Source organism: Neobacillus sp. NPDC093127, from assembly GCF_044754175.1.
Lineage (GTDB): Bacteria > Bacillota > Bacilli > Bacillales > Cytobacillaceae > Neobacillus.
Genome location: NZ_JBIVOP010000016.1, coordinates 80559 through 99990 on the forward strand (window position 1 = coordinate 80559; position 19432 = coordinate 99990).

The 19432-nt window shown below is 38.1% G+C and carries 22 protein-coding genes; 9 read left to right on the forward strand and 13 right to left on the reverse strand.

The annotated features are described in order from the left end of the window. Positions 1–11 precede the first annotated feature (11 nt). Complete coding sequence (locus ACIQCO_RS20310) at positions 12–1256, reverse strand: ATP-binding protein (RefSeq protein ID WP_400431751.1); 1245 nt, start codon at positions 1254–1256, stop codon at positions 12–14. A 216-nt stretch (positions 1257–1472) separates the two neighbouring features. On the opposite strand from ACIQCO_RS20310, the gene ACIQCO_RS20315 reads away from it, so the two are divergent. Beyond that, positions 1473–1823, forward strand: coding sequence for a hypothetical protein (locus tag ACIQCO_RS20315; protein ID WP_400431754.1), 351 nt, complete (start codon positions 1473–1475; stop codon positions 1821–1823). A gap of 70 nt (positions 1824–1893) precedes the next feature. On the opposite strand, the gene ACIQCO_RS20320 is transcribed toward ACIQCO_RS20315, so the two are convergent. After that, positions 1894–2763: a proline iminopeptidase-family hydrolase gene (locus tag ACIQCO_RS20320; protein ID WP_400431757.1), complete on the reverse strand. Its 870-nt coding sequence runs from the start codon at positions 2761–2763 to the stop codon at positions 1894–1896. 136 nt (positions 2764–2899) lie between these two features. Continuing rightward, complete coding sequence (locus ACIQCO_RS20325) at positions 2900–3637, reverse strand: TerC family protein (protein ID WP_400431877.1); 738 nt, start codon at positions 3635–3637, stop codon at positions 2900–2902. 675 nt (positions 3638–4312) lie between these two features. On the opposite strand from ACIQCO_RS20325, the gene ACIQCO_RS20330 reads away from it, so the two are divergent. Next, entirely contained in the window at positions 4313–5317 is a 1005-nt protein-coding gene (locus tag ACIQCO_RS20330) for a DUF3231 family protein (protein ID WP_400431760.1), read from the forward strand. A gap of 118 nt (positions 5318–5435) precedes the next feature. Here ACIQCO_RS20330 and splB read toward each other — a convergent pair whose 3' ends face one another. Genes splB through ACIQCO_RS20345 form a run of 3 tightly spaced genes read right to left on the reverse strand, consistent with a single transcriptional unit; the run spans position 5436 to position 6955 of the window. Continuing rightward, positions 5436–6464, reverse strand: a complete 1029-nt coding sequence (gene splB / locus ACIQCO_RS20335) for a spore photoproduct lyase (RefSeq protein WP_400431763.1) — start codon at positions 6462–6464, stop codon at positions 5436–5438. Between the two features lie 15 nt (positions 6465–6479). Next, complete coding sequence (locus tag ACIQCO_RS20340) at positions 6480–6725, reverse strand: transcriptional regulator SplA domain-containing protein (RefSeq protein ID WP_400431766.1); 246 nt, start codon at positions 6723–6725, stop codon at positions 6480–6482. Positions 6726–6784: 59 nt separating this feature from the next. Further along, positions 6785–6955: a hypothetical protein gene (locus ACIQCO_RS20345; protein WP_400431769.1), complete on the reverse strand. Its 171-nt coding sequence runs from the start codon at positions 6953–6955 to the stop codon at positions 6785–6787. Between the two features lie 168 nt (positions 6956–7123). Between ACIQCO_RS20345 and ACIQCO_RS20350 the strand changes: the two genes are divergently transcribed. Then, positions 7124–7555 carry a YugN family protein gene (locus ACIQCO_RS20350; protein WP_400431772.1) on the forward strand — a complete coding sequence of 144 codons (432 nt, stop codon included), beginning with the start codon at positions 7124–7126 and terminating at the stop codon, positions 7553–7555. Between the two features lie 89 nt (positions 7556–7644). Here ACIQCO_RS20350 and uvsE read toward each other — a convergent pair whose 3' ends face one another. The 4 genes from uvsE to ACIQCO_RS20370 form a co-directional block, all read right to left on the reverse strand. Further along, positions 7645–8589 carry a UV DNA damage repair endonuclease UvsE gene (gene uvsE / locus ACIQCO_RS20355; protein WP_400431775.1) on the reverse strand — a complete coding sequence of 315 codons (945 nt, stop codon included), beginning with the start codon at positions 8587–8589 and terminating at the stop codon, positions 7645–7647. 76 nt (positions 8590–8665) lie between these two features. Next, complete coding sequence (locus tag ACIQCO_RS20360) at positions 8666–9706, reverse strand: DUF3231 family protein (protein ID WP_400431777.1); 1041 nt, start codon at positions 9704–9706, stop codon at positions 8666–8668. Between the two features lie 254 nt (positions 9707–9960). Continuing rightward, positions 9961–10473 carry a DUF3231 family protein gene (locus ACIQCO_RS20365; RefSeq protein WP_400431880.1) on the reverse strand — a complete coding sequence of 171 codons (513 nt, stop codon included), beginning with the start codon at positions 10471–10473 and terminating at the stop codon, positions 9961–9963. A 187-nt stretch (positions 10474–10660) separates the two neighbouring features. Further along, a complete protein-coding gene (locus ACIQCO_RS20370; RefSeq protein WP_400431780.1) occupies positions 10661–10954 on the reverse strand; it encodes a DUF378 domain-containing protein in 294 nt (97 codons plus the stop codon). A 162-nt stretch (positions 10955–11116) separates the two neighbouring features. Here ACIQCO_RS20370 and ACIQCO_RS20375 point away from each other — a divergent pair, with 162 nt between their 5' ends. Next, complete coding sequence (locus ACIQCO_RS20375; RefSeq protein ID WP_400431882.1) at positions 11117–11482, forward strand: carboxymuconolactone decarboxylase family protein; 366 nt, start codon at positions 11117–11119, stop codon at positions 11480–11482. A 54-nt stretch (positions 11483–11536) separates the two neighbouring features. Here the strand turns inward: ACIQCO_RS20375 and ACIQCO_RS20380 are convergent, their stop codons facing one another. The 3 genes from ACIQCO_RS20380 to ACIQCO_RS20390 are packed head-to-tail and all read right to left on the reverse strand — an operon-like array spanning position 11537 to position 14477. Next, positions 11537–13666, reverse strand: a complete 2130-nt coding sequence (locus ACIQCO_RS20380; RefSeq protein WP_400431783.1) for an MMPL family transporter — start codon at positions 13664–13666, stop codon at positions 11537–11539. Continuing rightward, positions 13629–13784: a hypothetical protein gene (locus tag ACIQCO_RS20385; RefSeq protein WP_400431786.1), complete on the reverse strand. Its 156-nt coding sequence runs from the start codon at positions 13782–13784 to the stop codon at positions 13629–13631. Before ACIQCO_RS20385 ends, ACIQCO_RS20380 begins: the two co-directional genes overlap by 38 nt. A gap of 60 nt (positions 13785–13844) precedes the next feature. Then, complete coding sequence (locus ACIQCO_RS20390) at positions 13845–14477, reverse strand: TetR/AcrR family transcriptional regulator (protein WP_400431789.1); 633 nt, start codon at positions 14475–14477, stop codon at positions 13845–13847. A 255-nt stretch (positions 14478–14732) separates the two neighbouring features. Between ACIQCO_RS20390 and ACIQCO_RS20395 the strand changes: the two genes are divergently transcribed. The 5 genes from ACIQCO_RS20395 (at position 14733) to ACIQCO_RS20415 (ending at position 19318) form a co-directional block, all read left to right on the forward strand. Continuing rightward, entirely contained in the window at positions 14733–15176 is a 444-nt protein-coding gene (locus ACIQCO_RS20395; protein WP_066086997.1) for a GNAT family N-acetyltransferase, read from the forward strand. Between the two features lie 211 nt (positions 15177–15387). Continuing rightward, complete coding sequence (locus tag ACIQCO_RS20400) at positions 15388–16380, forward strand: LysM peptidoglycan-binding domain-containing protein (protein WP_400431793.1); 993 nt, start codon at positions 15388–15390, stop codon at positions 16378–16380. A 167-nt stretch (positions 16381–16547) separates the two neighbouring features. After that, a complete protein-coding gene (locus tag ACIQCO_RS20405) occupies positions 16548–16868 on the forward strand; it encodes a heavy metal-binding domain-containing protein (RefSeq protein WP_024027565.1) in 321 nt (106 codons plus the stop codon). Further along, on the forward strand, positions 16868–17095 hold the full coding sequence (locus ACIQCO_RS20410) for a hypothetical protein (RefSeq protein ID WP_400431797.1): 228 nt from the start codon (positions 16868–16870) through the stop codon (positions 17093–17095). The genes ACIQCO_RS20405 and ACIQCO_RS20410 overlap by 1 nt, the downstream gene beginning before the upstream one ends. Positions 17096–17365: 270 nt before the next feature. Continuing rightward, complete coding sequence (locus ACIQCO_RS20415; RefSeq protein WP_400431800.1) at positions 17366–19318, forward strand: GTP-binding protein; 1953 nt, start codon at positions 17366–17368, stop codon at positions 19316–19318. The last annotated feature ends 114 nt before the right edge of the window (positions 19319–19432 follow it).

A 19432-nucleotide genomic window follows, 5' to 3' on the forward strand; every position in this document is an offset into this window, starting at 1 on the left:
ATTATTTCCAATTAATGATTATAACTTATTTCCGTACTCAATAACTGCTGCGTAATCGTCGGTAAGATGATTTCAACAGTGGTTCCCACTTTTTCCTTACTTTGAAAGGTGAGCTTTCCGTTATGACTTTCGATAATTTTAAAGCAGGTCATCAACCCGAGGCCAGTCCCCTTTTCCTTAGTAGTATAAAAAGGCTCTCCAAGTGTGGAAATCCGATCCTCCGGTATCCCAACACCATGATCGACAATCTGGATAGAAACATGATCATCGCCTTTCGCCATTACTTTAACCTCAATAGTTCCACCAAACGGCATGGCTTCCATAGCATTCTTAAGGAGGTTGAGAAAAACCTGCTTTAACTGATTTTCTTCGCAGCTAATCATTGGCAAATCACTTTCATATTCGACAAAAATCTGGATATTTTTCAAAATGGATTGACTATTAAAAAACGTTACCACCTCTTTTATTAATACCTTTACATCTTTTTCTACTAATACAGCTGCCGACGGTTTGGCGAGAACTAGGAATTCACCTACTATTTCGTTGATTCGATCAAGCTCTGATAACACAATATCATAGTATTCATCTTGCAGATGGTCGGACTTGAACAACTGAATAAATCCTTTTATCGATGTAAGGGGATTCCGGATTTCATGGGCAATCCCGGCAGCCATTTGACCGAGCAAGGCCAGTTTTTCAGACTTTTGTAACAGCTGGCTCGTTTGTTCTTTTTTTTCCGTAACATCCTTCCCCATAGAAAGCACCGCCGCTTTTCCGCCAAAAACGATAGACAACGATGAAACTTCGAAGAAAAACAATGTTCCATCCAAACGCTTTGCTTTGTATTCAATGGTATTTATCGGCTGTTTCGCTTTCTTTATCTGCTTAAATCGTTCCATTAAACGATTTTCATACTCAGGAACAATAAAATCAGTAATAAATCTACCGATTACATCCTCTTTTTTTGTAGCACCAATCATGGAAACAGCCGCATGATTTGCATAAAGCAGCCGATGCTCCCCTGTAACATAAACGGGATCAGGCAATGAATCTATTAATTGTTTATAGCTGTCTTCACTTGCACGCGCATTTTTTTCATAAAATCGCGCTTTATCATATTGCCAGCCAACAATCCAGGCTATTACGGTGAAAAAAACAAAGTCTAACGTAAAAAAGGGCTCATTATGGATGAAGTGCTGATAGGTGGTAAATAGGATGGAAATTAACACGAGTATAACTTGTCCGAATATATTCATTTTTTTGTCCTCGAAATGGGCATATTTACTAGTATTAATTCGACTAATTTCTGCTTTTTCCTTCACTAATTTAGATGATTCTGAAATTTTATGGGAAAAATGATGAAAAAAATGTATTCTGGATTTGACGAGGTTTGAATGGGGATGTGTCTATACACTCTTGTTTATAGACACATAGACTATCTTGTATGAAAAATGGATGAGGAGAGATCAATCATGGAAAAAAAGCACTATGGAAGTCCTAATGCCCTGCCAAACAAGCCGATTGTAAGTTCCAATATTATGCCAAACCAGCCATCTGCTAATATCATGCCAAACCAACCTGTTTTCCCAGCTAATGTCCCAAATATCCCTTATATCGCACCACAAGTTTATCCGCAGCCGAGTTGTTATCCAGTTCAAAATCCTTGTTGTTATCCAATGTATGACCCGTGCTGTCCGCCGCCGATGTATAATCCATGCTGTCCGCCAATGTATGATCCATGCTGCCCGCCGCCAATGTATAATCCGTGCTGCCCGCCCGCTTACAACCCATGCTGTTTTCCGATGCATCACCCTTGCTGCTAATTTTTATTAAGGGATGGCCGCCAAGATTACTGAAAAAATCCACCTCAAGGGTGGATTTTTTTAGTTGAGATTAAAAGGAATCAATTTCTCTCAAAAAGCTGCCTATCACCTGCAAATACGCTTCCGGTTCCTCGATATATGGTAAATGGGCGCTATTCTCAAACACATGGAAGTTCGCATCAGGTGTTAAACTGCTGTAATATTGGGTAGTTTCCGGGGTTGCCTCATCAAAACGCCCGCATGTGTATAGAGTTGGGCAGCTAATTTCCTTTAACTGAGAAGTACAATCGAATTCTTTCAGATTGCCAAGCACTGTGAATTCAGACGGACCCCACATGATATTATAAATTTCTGGGTTGCGATAATGTGAGCCCTGTGATAAATGTTCCGGTTTTGGGATTCTGCAAACGAAGTGTTTGTTAAATACTTCAATTGCCGCTTTAAATTCCTCAGAATCGGTTGTACCATCCTCTTCACAACGTTTGATTATTTCTTGTGTTTCCGCCGGCAGCTTCTGCAGATTGCGTTTTTGGTCTTGTTCCCATAAAGGGGCGCTAAGGCAGGGACTTGAGAATATAACACTTTTCACACCGCTTGGTTTCGTTAAGCAGTAAGCAGCTGCAAGCGTAGTCCCCCATGAATGGCCTAAAATATGTACTTCATCAAGATTCAATGCTTTTCTAACCTGTGCTAATTCCTCTACAAATCGATCAAGCCGCCAAAGAGATGTGTCTGTCGGCCTGTCCGATTTACCGCATCCTAATTGATCATAGAGAATAACCGGGCGGTCCTCAGATAGCGCTTTTAACCCTTGCAGCGAGTAGCAAGACGAACCAGGTCCCCCGTGTAAAATTATCACAGGTGTTCCAATTGCCTGTGGATTATAAAGTTGATACGCGACCTGGCCTCCAGTTACCTCAATATAGCCCTCTTGTTGCACAATGGTTTCCCCCTTTTAAATCATAATAACCAATTTTACCATGAAGTGCGGCAACACGGATAGATTCTTACCCCCTTCATTAAGAAGTTGACACTAGAAAAAAGAAAGAACGATTTGTCCTTCCCCTAAAAAAATGTTACATTGTTGGTTCATTTCCTGAATGATTCCTAAATAAATGGACGATGAATGTACCTAAGAATATAGCGATTAAAATACTAAAAAATAGAACTTCATTCATATGGAATCCAAATGCAGAAATAATCATTTTTACTCCTATTATCGCAATTAGGATAAACGCGGTTATTTCAAATTCAGGAACTTTTTCAATCAATACCAGGAATAACTGAGCTACCCCGCGCATCATTAAGATTCCAAGCACTCCTCCCAAGAACAAAACCCAAACCTGATTTGAAACGCCAAATGCCGCAATCACACTGTCAAAACTGAAAGCAATGTCCATCAGCTCAACGGTTAAAACGGTTCTCCAGAATCCCATCTTTTTATTTTGAACCCCATCTTCCTCTTCGTTTTTTTGAAAAAAGTTTTGGAAGACAATCCATAGAAGATAGTGCCCGCATACAATTTTGATCCACGGAATGGTGATTAAGGAAACCCCTAATCCAATAGCCACAACCCGGAAAAAATAGGCGCCAAAAATTCCATAAAACAAGGCTTTCTTTCGTTGTTCCGTTGGCAGATGTTTCACCATTACCGCCAAAACAAGGGCATTATCAGCAGATAATAATCCTTCAAGAATAATAAGGGTACCAATTATTCCCCAGCTCGCAGGATCCGACACTACCTTCTCTAATGTCTCCAGTGAAAAAAATGTACTATAACTATTTATTATTTCTTGTAGGAGCTGCATCCGCATGTGTCCCCTTTCCATTTAAGTACTTCCCTTTTATCCGTGGAATCGAGATAAGAAGGTAAAAGAACAGGTATATATTTTCCATTTTGATCAAACAGCTTGTACCGATTTTATACAGAGATGGCCCCGTTGATAGGACACTCTACATTAAATGTATGTAAGACGATTAAATATATGAACCAAAAACTGTTTTTGGGCTTCATTATCGCTTTATATGGACAAGTTTGGCACTTTTTTTCCGATTTTTGTCCTCATGACCGGTAACTCGAAATAAGTATAAATTTCTCTCTCAGATTAAAACTAACCATAGTGTTATCCATTAACACTAAACTACAATGTGGAGGGATATACTTTGGACATTCTTTTTAGCATACTCTCAAGCATAATTATTTTGGGTATTAGAGTTGCATTTGTAATTAGTAATACAACCTACAGATTAAAAGTTTTTTTAAGAATGCCAGCTTTAGCTTAAGAATCGAGTAATCCACAAGTATTGTCTATTTCACGTTATTGGAGAAAAGGGTGAGCGCAGAACTTAGCATGCCTTTTTTTGTGTAATGGTAAGTTCCGACCATTTTAATCAATCTTTCTTAGTAAAATCCAGAGAAATTTCTCTTGTTATTCATAGAAATTCATAACATTTTCCGAATTGGTAAATAATAGTCAAGAGGTGATAATGTGGATGAGAATAATTTAAAACTCACATCTTCCGAAATAGGAACATTGTGGGGAGAGTATGTAAACGGAACAATGACAGATGTGGTAAATAGATATATGGTCACTATTATTGAGGACGAACAAATTAAAGCCATTTTTGAGGATGCTATTAAGACGTTCGGAAATCAAAAGCAACAAATCGTAACGTTTATCGAGAATGAGGGATTTCCAGTTCCAATTGGATTTACAGAATCTGACCTCTTTAAAGGAAAACAGAGATTGTTCACGGATATATTTTGCTTGAATTATTTACATATCATGACATTACATGGGTTGCTTGGCCACAGCACTGCATTAGCTGTTTCTGTTAGAAAAGACTTAAGGGGCTTTTACGATTCCTGCGATGATGAAGCAAAAAGGATGTATCATCTAACCATAGAGTTATTGCTAGAGAAAGGAAATTTTCAGAGAGACCCTTTATTTTATCCAGCTAAGAACCCTGAATTAGTTTCCAGCAAAGATTTCACGGATGGATTTTTCGGAAAGGGTAGAAAATTAGCAGCGACAGAAATCATTAGTATTTCTTTCAACCTAAAAAAAAGCATTATGGCGAAAACCCTATCTATTGCATTCAGTCAAGTCGCTCAAACAAAAGAAGTAAGAAAGTTCTTAACGGATTCCCAGAACACCGCAGATGGTCAAATAAAAACGTTTTCAAAAATAATGCAAACGGATAACCTGCCAGTTCCAAAATCATGGGAAACTGAAGTGACCAATTCAACGGACTCTCCTTTTTCCGATAAGTTAATGTTGTACCATATTGGTTTCTTGTTCCAGGCAGCACAAAACTATCATGGGGTAGGTCTAGCATCAGCCATGCGAACAGACCTTGTAACCGCTTATGAGGGTACCATTCTAAAAAATCTTATGATAACAAAAAAATGGTTTAATTTAATGGTACAGAATAAATGGTTAGAACAACCGCCGCTTGCTCCTAATAGAAAAGAAATGGCAAAAGAAGTATAGTAAAGTTTTAGATATTGTAAGAAAAATTTCTAAAAAATTTAAAAAAGCCATTCATTTTTTTAAAAGGATGGCTTTTTATATTTTATGAATAACAAAAAGGATCTTACTGATTAAACTATCAAGTGAAGTATTCCAATTTGGCATGCGGAAAAAACTTTTCCATATAGGAATAAAGGTGATTTTTTATCTCCTCTTCTTCCTCTTTTTGATAAATATATTTGCCGATACCGTATTTCCCCCATTTATATCTTCTAGCTGACTCATCCAATTCTAATTTCGTCATTGGATAATTTTTTTCAATCACTCTCTTTGCAGGTTTGGTGAATCTATGTTGAATGAACTCAAACGTGATATCCTTCCTTGCTTCCATCGGTAACTCGGCATCAAGGCGCTCAAACATATGATAGTAGCCTTCCTCCCAGCCTTCATGAAGGTAAATGGGGGCAACGATGAATCCAAGAGGATAACCTGCTCTTGCTACTTTACCAGCTGCTTCGATTCGTTTAGCTAATGGTGAGGTACCAGGTTCAAAATTTTTAATCACATAATCCGCATTGACACTAAAGCGAAATCTTGTTTTTCCATTATGTTTTGCATCAAGTAAATGGTCGACATAATGAAATTTTGTCACAAAACGCAGCCTGCCAAGATCCGTTTTCCCAAAGTGTTCGATCGCCCGCTTTAACGTATGCGTCAGATGATCGAGGCCAACAATATCCGAAGTACATGAAGCTTCAAACCGTGTAATTTCAGGGGCACGTTCCTCCATATACTGATCGGCTGCTTCCAAAATCTCATCCACATTGACGTAGGTACGAATATAAGGTTTTGACCCCATTGTTGTCTGCAAGTAACAATAATGACAATGCCCCATACAGCCTGTCGCAAAAGGAATCGCATATTCCGCAGAAGGTTTGGATGTATCGAACTTAAGAGTTTTTCTGATGCCGACTACGAGTGTTGACTTTGCAATCCTGTACCGTTGAAAATCAGTATCACCAGGAAGATTTCTGACTTGATTATGTGAGGTGGTATAGCGAATTTCCACATCCATTTTCTCGAATTTTTCTTTCAGCTCCTGACCTAGCGGATATTCCAAAGCTTTGGGTTCAAAGAAAACAAGCTGGGGCGTAAATGGTTTATTCATGTAGTTATCCCCATTCTATTCATTCCCAAAATACTGTTCAAAGGCGTTTAAGGCATCGGCTTCGCTAGAGTAAACAGCCATTTCGTTTGTTAAGGGATAATAAGTTTCATACAGAAAAATAGCCAATTCATTGGGATTCTCAGGATTTTTCACAACAGCGGCTTCCTGTATATTTGCAACATTTTGTATATGAGGATTTCGATAAAAGACGTATACAACGTCTCCCGGATTATAGGAGGTATACTCTTGATTTATTTCCATACCTTCACCTTCCTATTTTTTTCTGAAAAAAACACCCCTATCGGGCATCTAAATTAGGATTATAAAGTAGGTTTGTCCGAACTATTTGTCAACCCCTCTACGCTCGGGTCCGGTTGACCATAGCCAGTGACCTTCCCTGCATGTTCCTCATGGTACTTTGATCCTGAACCGGGTTGATTGCCGAATTGTCCTTTTTGATTATCACGGTTTGTTCTTTGCTGATTTGACAATAGTAACACCTCCTTTGTTCATTAGGATTTGTTACATCGCATAAGTTATTCGAAGCCATATAAAAAAGAGAAAATATCATTTTCCAATTCCTTATTGGAGGTAAGTATTTTTTTAAAAATCTAGTAAAGAATAGTAACAAACCTTTTGAATATAGGAGTGAAATGAATATGATTACGTTGCAAACAGAAATTGAGGGAAAAAGGGCTTATTTTGGGGCAGTTCGCGATATCTTTCATTCAATGGGATGTAGTTTTTGCAGTAATTTTGATTATGACCAAGGGAAATTTGATGCATTGTTATATCGTGATGGCGGAGAGTCTATTTATCTAAGAGTTCCCATATATGTTTTAGATGGTGCTTTAGATCATACGAATGCGTTGATTGAGTTTGGAACACCCTTTGTCATCAAGCATGTCGTCAATATTGGATTAGATCATGATGAAAACTCCTTCGTAACTGCTACCACAGGGCTTGAGCAATTTCAACCGCCATTGGATAAAGACGGCTACATTTATGATAAAAGCAGATGGGAGAAAGCCGGTAATGAGGCCATTCAACAAGTGTTTAGTTCAATTAATGGATACCTATTAAGTTCCTAATAATGCTTACTTGAAAAAAATTAACGGGAAGCACCTGTGAGTCAGGTGCTTTTTTATCATTTTTCCACCACATTCCCTGGTCTTTTTATTCACCATTCCACCTCACCTCCAGATAGACGTTTGACTCCGCGAATCGAGGCGATTTCTTCGATAAGTTGCAACATCGCAAGGTTCTTCTTTTTCGCTTCAATCATAATATCAAAGTCTTGATTAAGCCCTTTTGCCATTTTCAAAAAAGGAAGGATGAAGTCTAAAGAGACAAAATCTGCATGTGAACGATAGGCTTGATCTGATTTTGGCGAGGAAATATGAACCTTTGGAATCGTATTCCATGTGTTAAAGATCCGATGTAAAAAAAGCGAAAGGTCAACTCCCCCCTTATTCGCCATATAGTGGTGATAATCAAGAATCATCGGTATCTTTTCTTTTTCACAAGTAACCAAGGTTTCTTCTACATTATAGGTTTTATCATCGTTTTCCAGCGTCATTTGCTTTTTTATTTCGTTTGGTAATTTTTTAATATTTTGATGAAAACGTTCTAATGATGTATTTTTATCACCGTAGGCGCCGCCAATATGAATATTGATAATCCCTCTCTTCAATGCCTTCATTGCCTCGAGCATCTTATAATGGAATTCCATATCCTTCACAGCATTCATGGTCACTTCTGTGCGAGGACTCGTAAAAAGGGTAAATTGATTAGGATGAAAACTCGGACGAAGCTGAAATTGTTGGATCAATTGTCCAAGCTCTTCCCAATCCGATTTGAAAGGAGTAATGAAATCCCACATCACTTCCGGATGGGTTGCTAAGGGGACCAAAGAGCTTGAAAAACGGTATAAGTTGATTTCGTGCGCGATATTATAATGCAAAATTCTTTTTGTATGGTGTAAATTTTGTGCCGTTACCGATTTGAGCTTCTCGGTTCGCTCGTTTTTTGGCAGTCGAGAATAACGAGCAAAGGTTAAAGCTTTGGAAGGGCTGGCATCCCATAGACCTAGTGCATTGGCCACATATCCAAAACGAATCTTCATCATGGTTCCCCTTACATTTTGATCAATTTTAAACAATTCGTTTTTGCTATTGAAAACAGATACAAATTACATACAGTTAAGCTCTGTCAAATGCTTTTGGCGGTGATTCCATCCACCCTTTTTCCATTAAGATATTCGCTCCGTCATCGACAAATAAGCCAATGTTTATGAGAGTTCTTCCATATAACATTGCTATATCTCTTCTTCCGTTTACCGCAAGTGAGTTTCCAAACGACCTGATCTTCATCGCGAACATATCCACTTTATGAAATAGCATAATTTTATCGGAAAAAGGTGGATATGCAGACGTTGTAACTAAATGGTCTATGTATGATGGTGATGGCAAGCTTTCAATGTGAAGTTTTTCCATGTATTGCTTAACAACTTTATCAGTCATGTCCAAACCCCGTTTAAACAAAGCTTTTATCTTTTCATCCTTAACTGTCTGGTAAAAGCCCAATAACAAAGCTTTACTTGTTGTGTTATTCTCAATGTTATCGTAAAGGTGGGTAATTTCTAATGCGTGTAATGGTCTGATATCTCCAACAAAACCATTTAAGTAACTTTGCTTTCTAATAAAGTCATTGCCATTTGGTGTTGGGATCATAGGAGGTTTTGCAATTAATTTTTTTTCAACTAGAACCTTATTAATCTGCCCTAAAAGGATGGTCGTGCATTGATTGCAATAAATAAAAAATTCCTTTATATCCTCCCTCATTATCAATGGAACTGCGATTGCGTATATGCTAAGCCCCGCCTTAGCTGCATATTTTAAATAATGCACGTAAAATTCGTCCTCATATAAACGCGGGGCACCAAGATTTACATCTTCTTTGGAAAATCCCCTAGGTATAGGAAAATTCTCCTTTATAAAAAATCCTTCTATCCTCTGCATAAAATCCTTACTTATGGCTAATCCATTTTCCAATAACGTCCTAATATATTCATCTTCGCAATGTTGAAGAAAATAACTCAAGATTTGACTGGTCATACTGTTTCCAAAATATGTAGCCCAAAGTTTACCCATTTCAACTGATGTTAAAGGTTGAGTTTCGTCAAATTCTTTTGTACTTAAATTAATTGGTTTTAATATATCCATTGGGTTTTTAGTATCCATCAGCAATCCCCTATTCCTCGTTTTTTTTGATTAGGTTTTCCATTAAAATATTCTTATATACCAACTATCCTGTCCGTTTGTTTAAATTCAAATCAAACAGCCCTACTTTTCCTAATATAGATATCAACAAAAAATGACTATCAAATGATATACTTTTGATAGTCATTTTTCTTTACATTTTTAATGTTTGGGATAGGGAATGGAAGCCGTTAAAATGAAACTTGTCTTTTTGTTGATTTTTATCAATATGTTTTCTAACAATCCCCATGTTTGGTAAGATGCAATGGAGGAGGAATCAGCCAGCCTTTTTCCTTATTTAATCGAAGGACCTTTAAACCGAGTGCCGCTTTTTGCAAATGAAATTGTCCATACATCATAGCTACATCTTCCCTGAGTGATTTACCCATCGTTTGACTAAATGCTACTAATCCAGCTGCGATATCAACTGAAAGTGTTGCAGCGATTGCTGGGTCAGGAATTCTAGCCCCAACCGGGATATCCTCCAAGCATGCTTGCGGCGGCTCCGGTGCTGCTGGCGGTAAACCGACCCCATTCTCCTTTAATAGCTCTTCCACTTGTTTCTTTTCCTGCTGGCATAATTCAACGGCTTCTGCTAATAACTTTTTTAAATCATCGTCTCCTGCATGGTTGATCATGGTTTGATAACCTGCAATCATACCATTGCCCGCTAATAATGAGGCCCAAAGGTCAAAAACCTCACCATAGTGCAAAGGCTCTTCCTTAGGATTTCCGCTTAAAATTCCCATCGTTGCCCTCCTTAGTGTATAGGTAAACTTATTCATTGACAGTGCCACCTTTCCTGAAGCACAAATGTAGTTTTACCAATACAGCCGTTAATCATTACTTACTTTTTTTGCTATATTTTCAAACGAATTGGACATCGAATCCATAACAAAAAAAACACTCAGATGACTATGTCATCTGAGTGTTTTTTTAATCCTTTTTTAATTTAGATAAATCGGTTTCCTCACCAAATTCAGTAGCATAATTTAAGTTTCCGGTGCCTTGGCGATTTACTTCATGCTCTTCATTCCGACTTGGAATAAATAGCAGGCTTATACAAATCAAGCCACTTAATCCAACAAGAGAATAGATTACTCTTGACAAAAAGGCACCTTGTCCACCAAAAATAGCTGCAACTAAATCGAATCTAAATAAACCAATTAATCCCCAATTGATTGCACCTATAATAACTAGAACTAAGGCAATTCTGTGGATTGTTCTCATAGATTCAACACCTCCTTTTTTTATTTTCTGCTTTAAATATGATTTAATGCAACCCAAATGAAATTTATTTAATGGATGTTAAATTAGAAACGAGTACCAACTGTACTTTTTGGCAAATACTAATGGTTGATGTAATGAAACTAGAATGGAGTTGGAATGAATATGGATACTGCATCGAGAAATTCCACAGAGACTGCGCTTCATCACTATAAAGCGGGTCTTGGATTATTCACAAAAAAGATGCCCAACCTCGCAAGACAATATAATGCTTTTACAGAGGAATGTTTTAAAGAGGGTGTCCTATCTCAAAAAGAAAAACAACTGATTGCACTTGGAATCGCCCTTCACTCTCAGGATGAGTATTGCATCATTTATCATGTGAAAGGGTGTCTTGATCAAGGGTGTTCTGAACAAGAAATTTACGAAGCAGTTGGGGTGACGGCAGCCTTTGGCGGCGGAGCAACGATGAGTCAGGCGGTTACTCTTGTCCAAGAATGTATGGAAGAATTGAATCAACTAAAGCAATAGTAAATACGAAATGAAGGGCAGCCAGCCATTATGACTGCCCTATCACATTATTGATCAATTACGGATTACTTCTTTCTCCTTTAAAATCCTAACCTCATCCATTCTTTTCTTTGAAGGCCAAAAAGCCCACTGTCCAAATATTGAGGTAAGAGCAGGAACCAAAAACGGTCTAACAATAAATGTATCTAAAAGGATGCCAATTGCTGTGATCGTACCAAAGTGGACAAGAACTTGTATCGGTAATGTAGTTAAAACAGTAAATGTCGCAGCCAAGATTATCCCCGCAGAGGTAATAACGCCGCCTGTTTCCGAGACTCCTTCTTTGATTGCCCTTTTCAGCGGCATTTCCTTACTTTTCCTCCAAATACTCGAAATCATGAAAATATTATAATCCTCACCGAGAGCTACAATAAAAACAAACGCATAAAGCGGTATAAATCCTTGAATGGCTTCAACGCCAAAGCCATAATGTAAAATGATCCATCCTAAGCCTAGCGCACTAAAATAGGACAAAAGGACGGTAGCAATTAAGTAAACAGTAGCTGTGATTGAACGCAAATAGAGCAAAAGTAAAATGGCAATCAGGCCAATAATAAGTGGAATCACCAGGGATGAATCAGCTTTCGTTGTTTGACTTGTATCATACTGTTCAGCGGTCATTCCTCCAATCCATACATCACGGACATCACTACCAGATTTCTTTATGAATGACTGAACTTCTTTTTTAAGTTCTGGTATATGGGCCATTGCTTCATTGGAATAGGGATTAATATTTAAGGCAAGTTCGTATTTGACAATGCTAGTGTCCTTTTCCTCTTTCTCAGGATTCGAAACCACAGCCACATAAGGTAAATTCTCTAGTTTCTCCTTCAAGTTCGCTTCCGAACCATTCCCTTTTACAATTACACTAACCGGGGCCAATTCACCAGGATTAAATTTCTTTGACAAAAGGTCAAAACCTTCACGGGACGGCATATCCTTTGGGAAGGATGAAAGGGTGTCATACGTTGTTTCCATCTTTGTTGAAAATAGAGCGAATATGCCTAAAATAACAAGGGTTATAGCCGCTACTCTCCATGGCTTATAGCTGACCACTTTCCCAACATACTCTCCTAAATTCGCTTTGTTCTTTGGAGCTTTAACTACTTTCCCTTTTTTAGCAGCCCATTTCACCGTCATTTCTTCAGTCCGTGGAACAAACGGATAAAACGAAGTTCTGCCAAGAATACTTAGAAGTGCTGGAATGAGTGATAAACTTGCGGCCATCATGATCAAGATGGCTAAACTAAAGGGAATCGCAAATCGATGAACAGACCCATAATTTGCTGCTAGTAATACAAGTAAGGAAGCGACAACGGTTAGTCCACTCATAAATATCGCACCCGAAGAAAGTGAAAAAGCGCGTCGAATTGCTGTAAATTTATCTTCCACCTCCCGCAAATTTTTACGATATTGTGCAATTAAAAATAAACAATAATCCGTCCCTGCACCAAATAACAAGACGGTCATTATCGAGATAGCTTGTGCATCATAATCAATGACACCCTCACTGCCTAACACGCCCAAAATGGGACTAATCAGCATATATGCCATTCCAACCCCAACAAGGGGAATAAGCGCCAAAATGGGTGAGCGATAAATAATCAGTAAAAAGAGAAGAACAATCATTACCGTACCAATCAATAACGAAAGGTCCCCTTGACTAAATAATTCGGTGGCATCCACTGCTACCCCCGCTGGGCCCGTTACCCTTACCACCAAACTCTCCTCATCCTTCAGACTCATACGAAAAGGATCTTTTGGAAAAATTGATTTTGCAGTCTTCTTCATCTCTGCCAGGCGAGCTGATATCTCTGCTGTTTCTAGGTTTTTATCAAAGACGATCGGTAAAACAAGGGTTGTTCCATCCTTTGACACTTGACTTTTTAAAACAGGAAGCGAAATGTTATGAAAGGGTGGAACAATCGTACCTTTTATCGGTTGATCTGTAAGCTTTTTCGTTAACCCTTGGATAGAAGCAAGATCATCATCTGATAATCTACTTGCCTTGTACCACGTTAGTAAGGCTGGGGTCCCTTTATTTGTACTAAATTCCCTATCGATAATTTCGTTAGCCTTGGTAGAATCTGTTTCTTCTAAGAAAATGTCAGCACGTTCGTTCTTTTGTGAATTCGCCTGTGGCAACAATCCATTCAATGCAAAAATGAGCACCACCCAAGTAAATAAAGTGATCCATCGTCCTTTCCTTCCACTTATAAACGCTCCATACCGTTTGGCCAAGCTTCGGATCATGTTTTTTCATCTCCCTCCCTCTTCCTTATCAGTTGATAAGTAATAAGCAAAAAAGAGGTGGCTCTTTTTATTAGCCACTTAAACCTTCAATAATAATGGTAACAATTAAATTCGATTTTCTTTCAGCTTCTCTTTTCCTCTCTGCTTCACTCGAAATCCTATAGATTGAGGTCTGCAGGAATGATTTCATTAAATCAAGGATAAAATAAGCCATTTCCATTACACTGCTGTTGAGAGTATCCAGTTCACGGATTTCCCTACGTTTAACTGCATCCTCAATCATCGCCACAACAGGATGTAAATAACTATCCAGCCACCACTTTCGGATTAACCCCTGTGACTCCTCATTCATTTCATGCTCGATATCATGAAACATCTGTGACAAATCCTCTTGATGGTTCGTTAACATATACATCGAAATTTGAAATAAACGATCTCTAAAAGAGATTTGATGCTCATTAATATGATGTAGAGCAGCCCTAGTTCGATCCATGATCGATCGAACCACTTCAATATAAATCATTTGTTTGTTTGGGAAATGATAATAAAGTGCCGGCTGAGTGACATCGCACGCTTCAGCAATTTGTCTAGTAGTTACCGAACGATAGCCGTACGTCATAAATAATTTTTGTGAGGTATAAATGATTAATTGTTTTGTTTCTTGCGTCGTATAGTCGTTTTGATTACTTCTTCTAGCAGCCATTTTTAGCTAATCCCTTCATTACTTATCAACTGATTAGTTATATTTTATTATAAAATACCCAAAAAATGAAATCATTTAAAAAAATTAATGAAAATAAAACATAAACGACTAAAGATCACTTTTTTAGTCGTTTTTGTTTTAGCGCAAATAATGAGATTAAACACTAGTTTTATTGAAAGATTTTTTGATAAAATATGAGAATATTCACTAAAAACCATTTTTGTAAAAAAATACATGAAAAGGAGTATGATCAATTTGTCTATTTCATTAAAAGGAATAACGCAAGAGAACTGGGAGGAATGTATTCAGTTAGAGGTTGCACCCCACCAGAAATCATATATTGCCTCAAATGTTTATTCATTGGCAGAATCAAAATTTGAGACATCTTTTGTACCGATGGGCATTTACTTAGATAATAGAATGATAGGATTCCTTATGTATGGAAAGGACCCTGAGGATGGGACCTATTGGATTATCCGTTTCATGATGGATCAAACGCAGCAAGGAAAAGGCTATGGCAAGCTGGCTCTAGCACACACGATGAATTTTTTAGCAGCCCTGCCTGATTGCAGCCAAACCATCATTCTTGGGGTAAAGGAATCAAATACAGCTGCTTTACGTCTTTATCAGTCATTCGGCTTTAAAGATACCGGCCGCAAAGAACACGGAGAGCTATTGTTAGAATATATTGTTCGCTAGGCTTTATGCCCCAAAGCTTAAAATGATAAACAATACAGTTAATACCCGTTAGACTGCGTTGTTTCTCTTCTATTTTGTTGGATTTTAGGGAAAAACAAGTGGGACAAGCAGTCTGTCCCCATATCCTTGAATAATTTCATTTCCGGATTAGAAAAATAAAACAGTGTGTTGCAGTGAACATTGTGATATCGGAATGAAAGGATCTAATAAAATGAATAAAACTTTTGTGCTTGTTTTTTGTTTGATTTTATATTTGCTCATAAATAGCTCTCTTGCTCATGCAGCCGGAAATAATCCCAGTAATATTTATACAGTCACTTCTGGAGATACTTTACCGGCAATTGCAAATAAATACGGTACATCTATAGAAGAGTTAAAAGGTGCCAATGGATTGCTATCCGATACATTACTAGTTAATCAGAAATTATTTGTTCCGATTATTTATGAAGTTGCTGCAGGGGATACACTTGGGATGATTTCAGCAGCCTATAATTCCTCAGTACAGTCAATAAAGACAACAAATGGACTTTCAACAAATCAACTATATTTAGGGCAGCAATTAATGATTCCACCTAAAAGAATGACCATCCAAGGACAGTATATTCTTATGACGAAGGAGGAATTTAGAAATTGGTTGTTTCACAATCAATTTAATCGAAAAATCACTTTAATCCAACATCATCACACGTGGTTACCGTCCTATAAGCAGTTTTATGGTTCCAATCATTTTAAATTGCTGAAGAGTATGGAGAATTTTCATATTAGAGAAAGGAAATGGAAGAATATCGCACAAAATATCACTACCTTTCCGGATGGTAAAATAGCAGTTTCGAGGCCATTTAACAGCGCTCCCGAAGGTTCAATTGGGATAAAGGCAAACATTACAGGAATCGCTATCGAAAATATTGGTAACTTTGATATTGGTCACGACGTCATGACTAAAGAACAAAAGGAAACGATTGTAGAGATTACGGCTTTGCTTTGTCTTAGATTCGGGTTAACACCTTCCATTGACAGTATCACGTATCATCATTGGTGGGATTTGAAAACGGGCGAAAGAGTGTTAGATAACGCTCCTGAATATAATGTTAAAACATGCCCCGGCACTGGATTTTTCGGTGGTAATTCTACAACAAGTGCAAAAAATCATTTTTATCCACTTGTGTCGCGAAAAATGCAAGAAATTTCAGCTGCTAGACAGTAAACTTATATGGACTATTCTTCCTAAACAACAGACACATCTGCATATCGATGTGAATGTTTCGATTCGCTCATTTTTTTAGGGAAAAACTGTCTTCCATTCCCTATCTCAATACTTGATATTGCAAGAGTTAGCCGCAATAATAGAAAATATAGATGGAGGTGAATAAAGTGATCGTAGTGACAAAAGAAAAAATTGAGGGCTATAAAATTGTCGAAATTAAAGGGCCAGTATTCGGACTAATTGTTAGAAGCAGAGGGCTTGGCGGCGATATTATGGCAGGCTTAAAATCCCTTGTGGGTGGCGAAATCAAGCAATATACTGCTATGCTTGAGGACTCTAGAAAAGAAGCATTAGACCGTATGATTGTAAACGCAACCCAAATGGGTGCAAATGCGATTGTGATGATGCGATTTGATTCAGGTGAAATTGGTAAAAACATGAGTGAAATTGTGGCATATGGAACAGCTGCTGTTGTGGAGAAGGAATAATGAATTTCATCATCGGTTTTTACATTCTAGAAATTATTGGTGCAATCATTTGCATTTTACTTGGATATTTTATTTATGATAAACGGTTTAAACGCAATCACGGAGTAAAAGTACCGAAAGGTTTTATTTCGACAGAGGAAGTAAACATTGACCCTGTGTCGGGTGAAAAAACGAGAGTGTATTTCAATCCTGAAACAGGTGAGCGTTTTTATCGAAAAGAGATTTAATAATCAACCAGTAATTGGTCCATTGGTAAGACCTAGATGCCTAATTCTATATTTTTTTACGTAAATGGCATAAGAAAAACGACTTAAAAACATATAAAAATTCGGGTACAAAACCGATATTTTATATGTTTTTTTAAATGTCCTGCTTATTGTGTTTCTTGTTCGGGATTTCTATTAATCATTCATATGCAGATTTGTATTACCATTCATCTGAATCTTCTTTTGTTATACTATTCATTAAGAATGATTAAAAATATTTGAGGTGCCAGCATGAAGAAAACAATTGGGATATTTGCACATGTGGATGCAGGAAAAACGACATTGGCAGAACAACTGCTTTTCCATACAAAGGCCATTAGGCAACGAGGCCGTGTCGACCATCAGGATACCTTCCTCGATACGCATGAAATTGAAAAACAACGAGGCATTACGGTATTTGCTGACCAAGCGATGTTTTCCTTGAATGATTCTGATTATTATTTGATCGATACCCCAGGGCATGTCGACTTTTCCCCTGAGATGGAACGTGCAATTCAAGTGATGGATTATGCAATCGTGATTATCAGTGCGGTTGAAGGAATCGAAGGTCATACAGAAACTGTATGGCGGATTTTGCGAAAACATCGTGTGCCAACTTTTTTCTTTATTAATAAAATCGACCGGATTGGAGCTGATGCTCAAAAGGTCCTGGATGAAATTCGCACCAACCTCACTACCGATGTCGTTGACATGACCGAGACATTGAACAATCGCGAAATGAACGAGACACTGATTGAATTTATTGCAGAGCGAAATGAATCCCTTTTAGATACATACATGGACACCGGGTATCAACCGGAACTTTGGCTAGAAACACTGAAAACGCTGCTCCAGGAAAATCAAATTTTCCCATGTGCAAGCGGTTCTGCCTTGCATGATATCGGCGTGAAAAGCTTTCTTGAAAATTTGGACTTATTAACAGCAACGGATTATGTCCTCGAGGGTCGATTTTCTGGACGCGTCTATAAAATTCGTTATGATGAAAAAGGAACGAGAATTACGTTTATCAAAGCCTTGAGTGGGACTTTAAAGGTACGAGATGAAATCAGTTACGGGCATGAGGATGAGCCATTTTTTGAAAAAATCACCCAAATCCGCATGTATAATGGCACTAAATTTAATGCTGTCGATCAAGCTTCAGCCGGAGATATCTTTGCCGTTACAGGCTTGACATCAGCTGCCACTGGAGACGGCTTAGGAACCATAAGCGAAAAAGCTGATTATGAAATGGTCTCTGCGTTAAAATCCAAAGTGGTCATCGATCCATCGATAAATGTTAAAGAGGTATTACGGTATTTTAAAATGTTGGATGCCGAAGATCCTGCTCTTAACGTGACCTGGGTAGAACGCTTGCAGGAAATCCATATTCATGTAATGGGAACTATTCAACTGGAGGTGTTGAAGCTCATCATTAAGGACCGCTTTCATCTCGATGTGGAATTTGCCGAACCAGAAATCTTATACAAAGAAACAATTCGTTCTGCAGTAATTGGATATGGTCATTTTGAACCGTTAGGGCATTATGCGGAAGTTCATCTAAAAATAGCACCCGCACCTAGAAATAGCGGCATTTCGTTTGAAACTGTCTGCCATACCGATCACTTGCCAGTCGGAACCCAAAATGTAATCCGTCATCACCTTTTTGAACGGGATCATCATGGGATTCTAACAGGCTCCCCCATTTCGGATGTAAAAATCACGTTACTTACCGGACGAGCCCATATTAAACACACCTCTGGCGGCGACTTTAGAGAGGCCGCTTACCGTGCATTAAGGCAAGGATTGGAGAAAGCGGAGAACATCCTGCTTGAACCATTTTATGATTTTAAAATAATAATTGATTTGGATCATATCGGCAAAGTGCTGACAGATATTCAGAAGGCACATGGCAGCTTCGACCCACCAATGATGGGAGGAAACAAAACCATCATAACTGGGAAAGTGCCAGTAGCCACCTTCATGAACTACGGTCCAGAATTCGCATCACTTACACAGGGAAAAGGCCTGCTGAATCTAGTAGTTGGCGGCTATTACCCTTGTCATAATCAGCCCGAGGTCATCGCAAGAATCCATTACAATAAAGAAGCGGACCCTGAGTATACATCGTCTTCGATTTTCTGTTCAAAAGGTCAAGTCTATTCCGTTTCATGGGATCAAGCGGAAGTGGAAATGCATTGTTTATGAATTTTAGCCTTTTGTTCCTATGTAATTACATAATCAGCCTAATATGTCTATAACTATATTAGGCTGATTGTGGGGCACCAATGGGATAAAGATTTCTTTTTTCACTCAACAAGA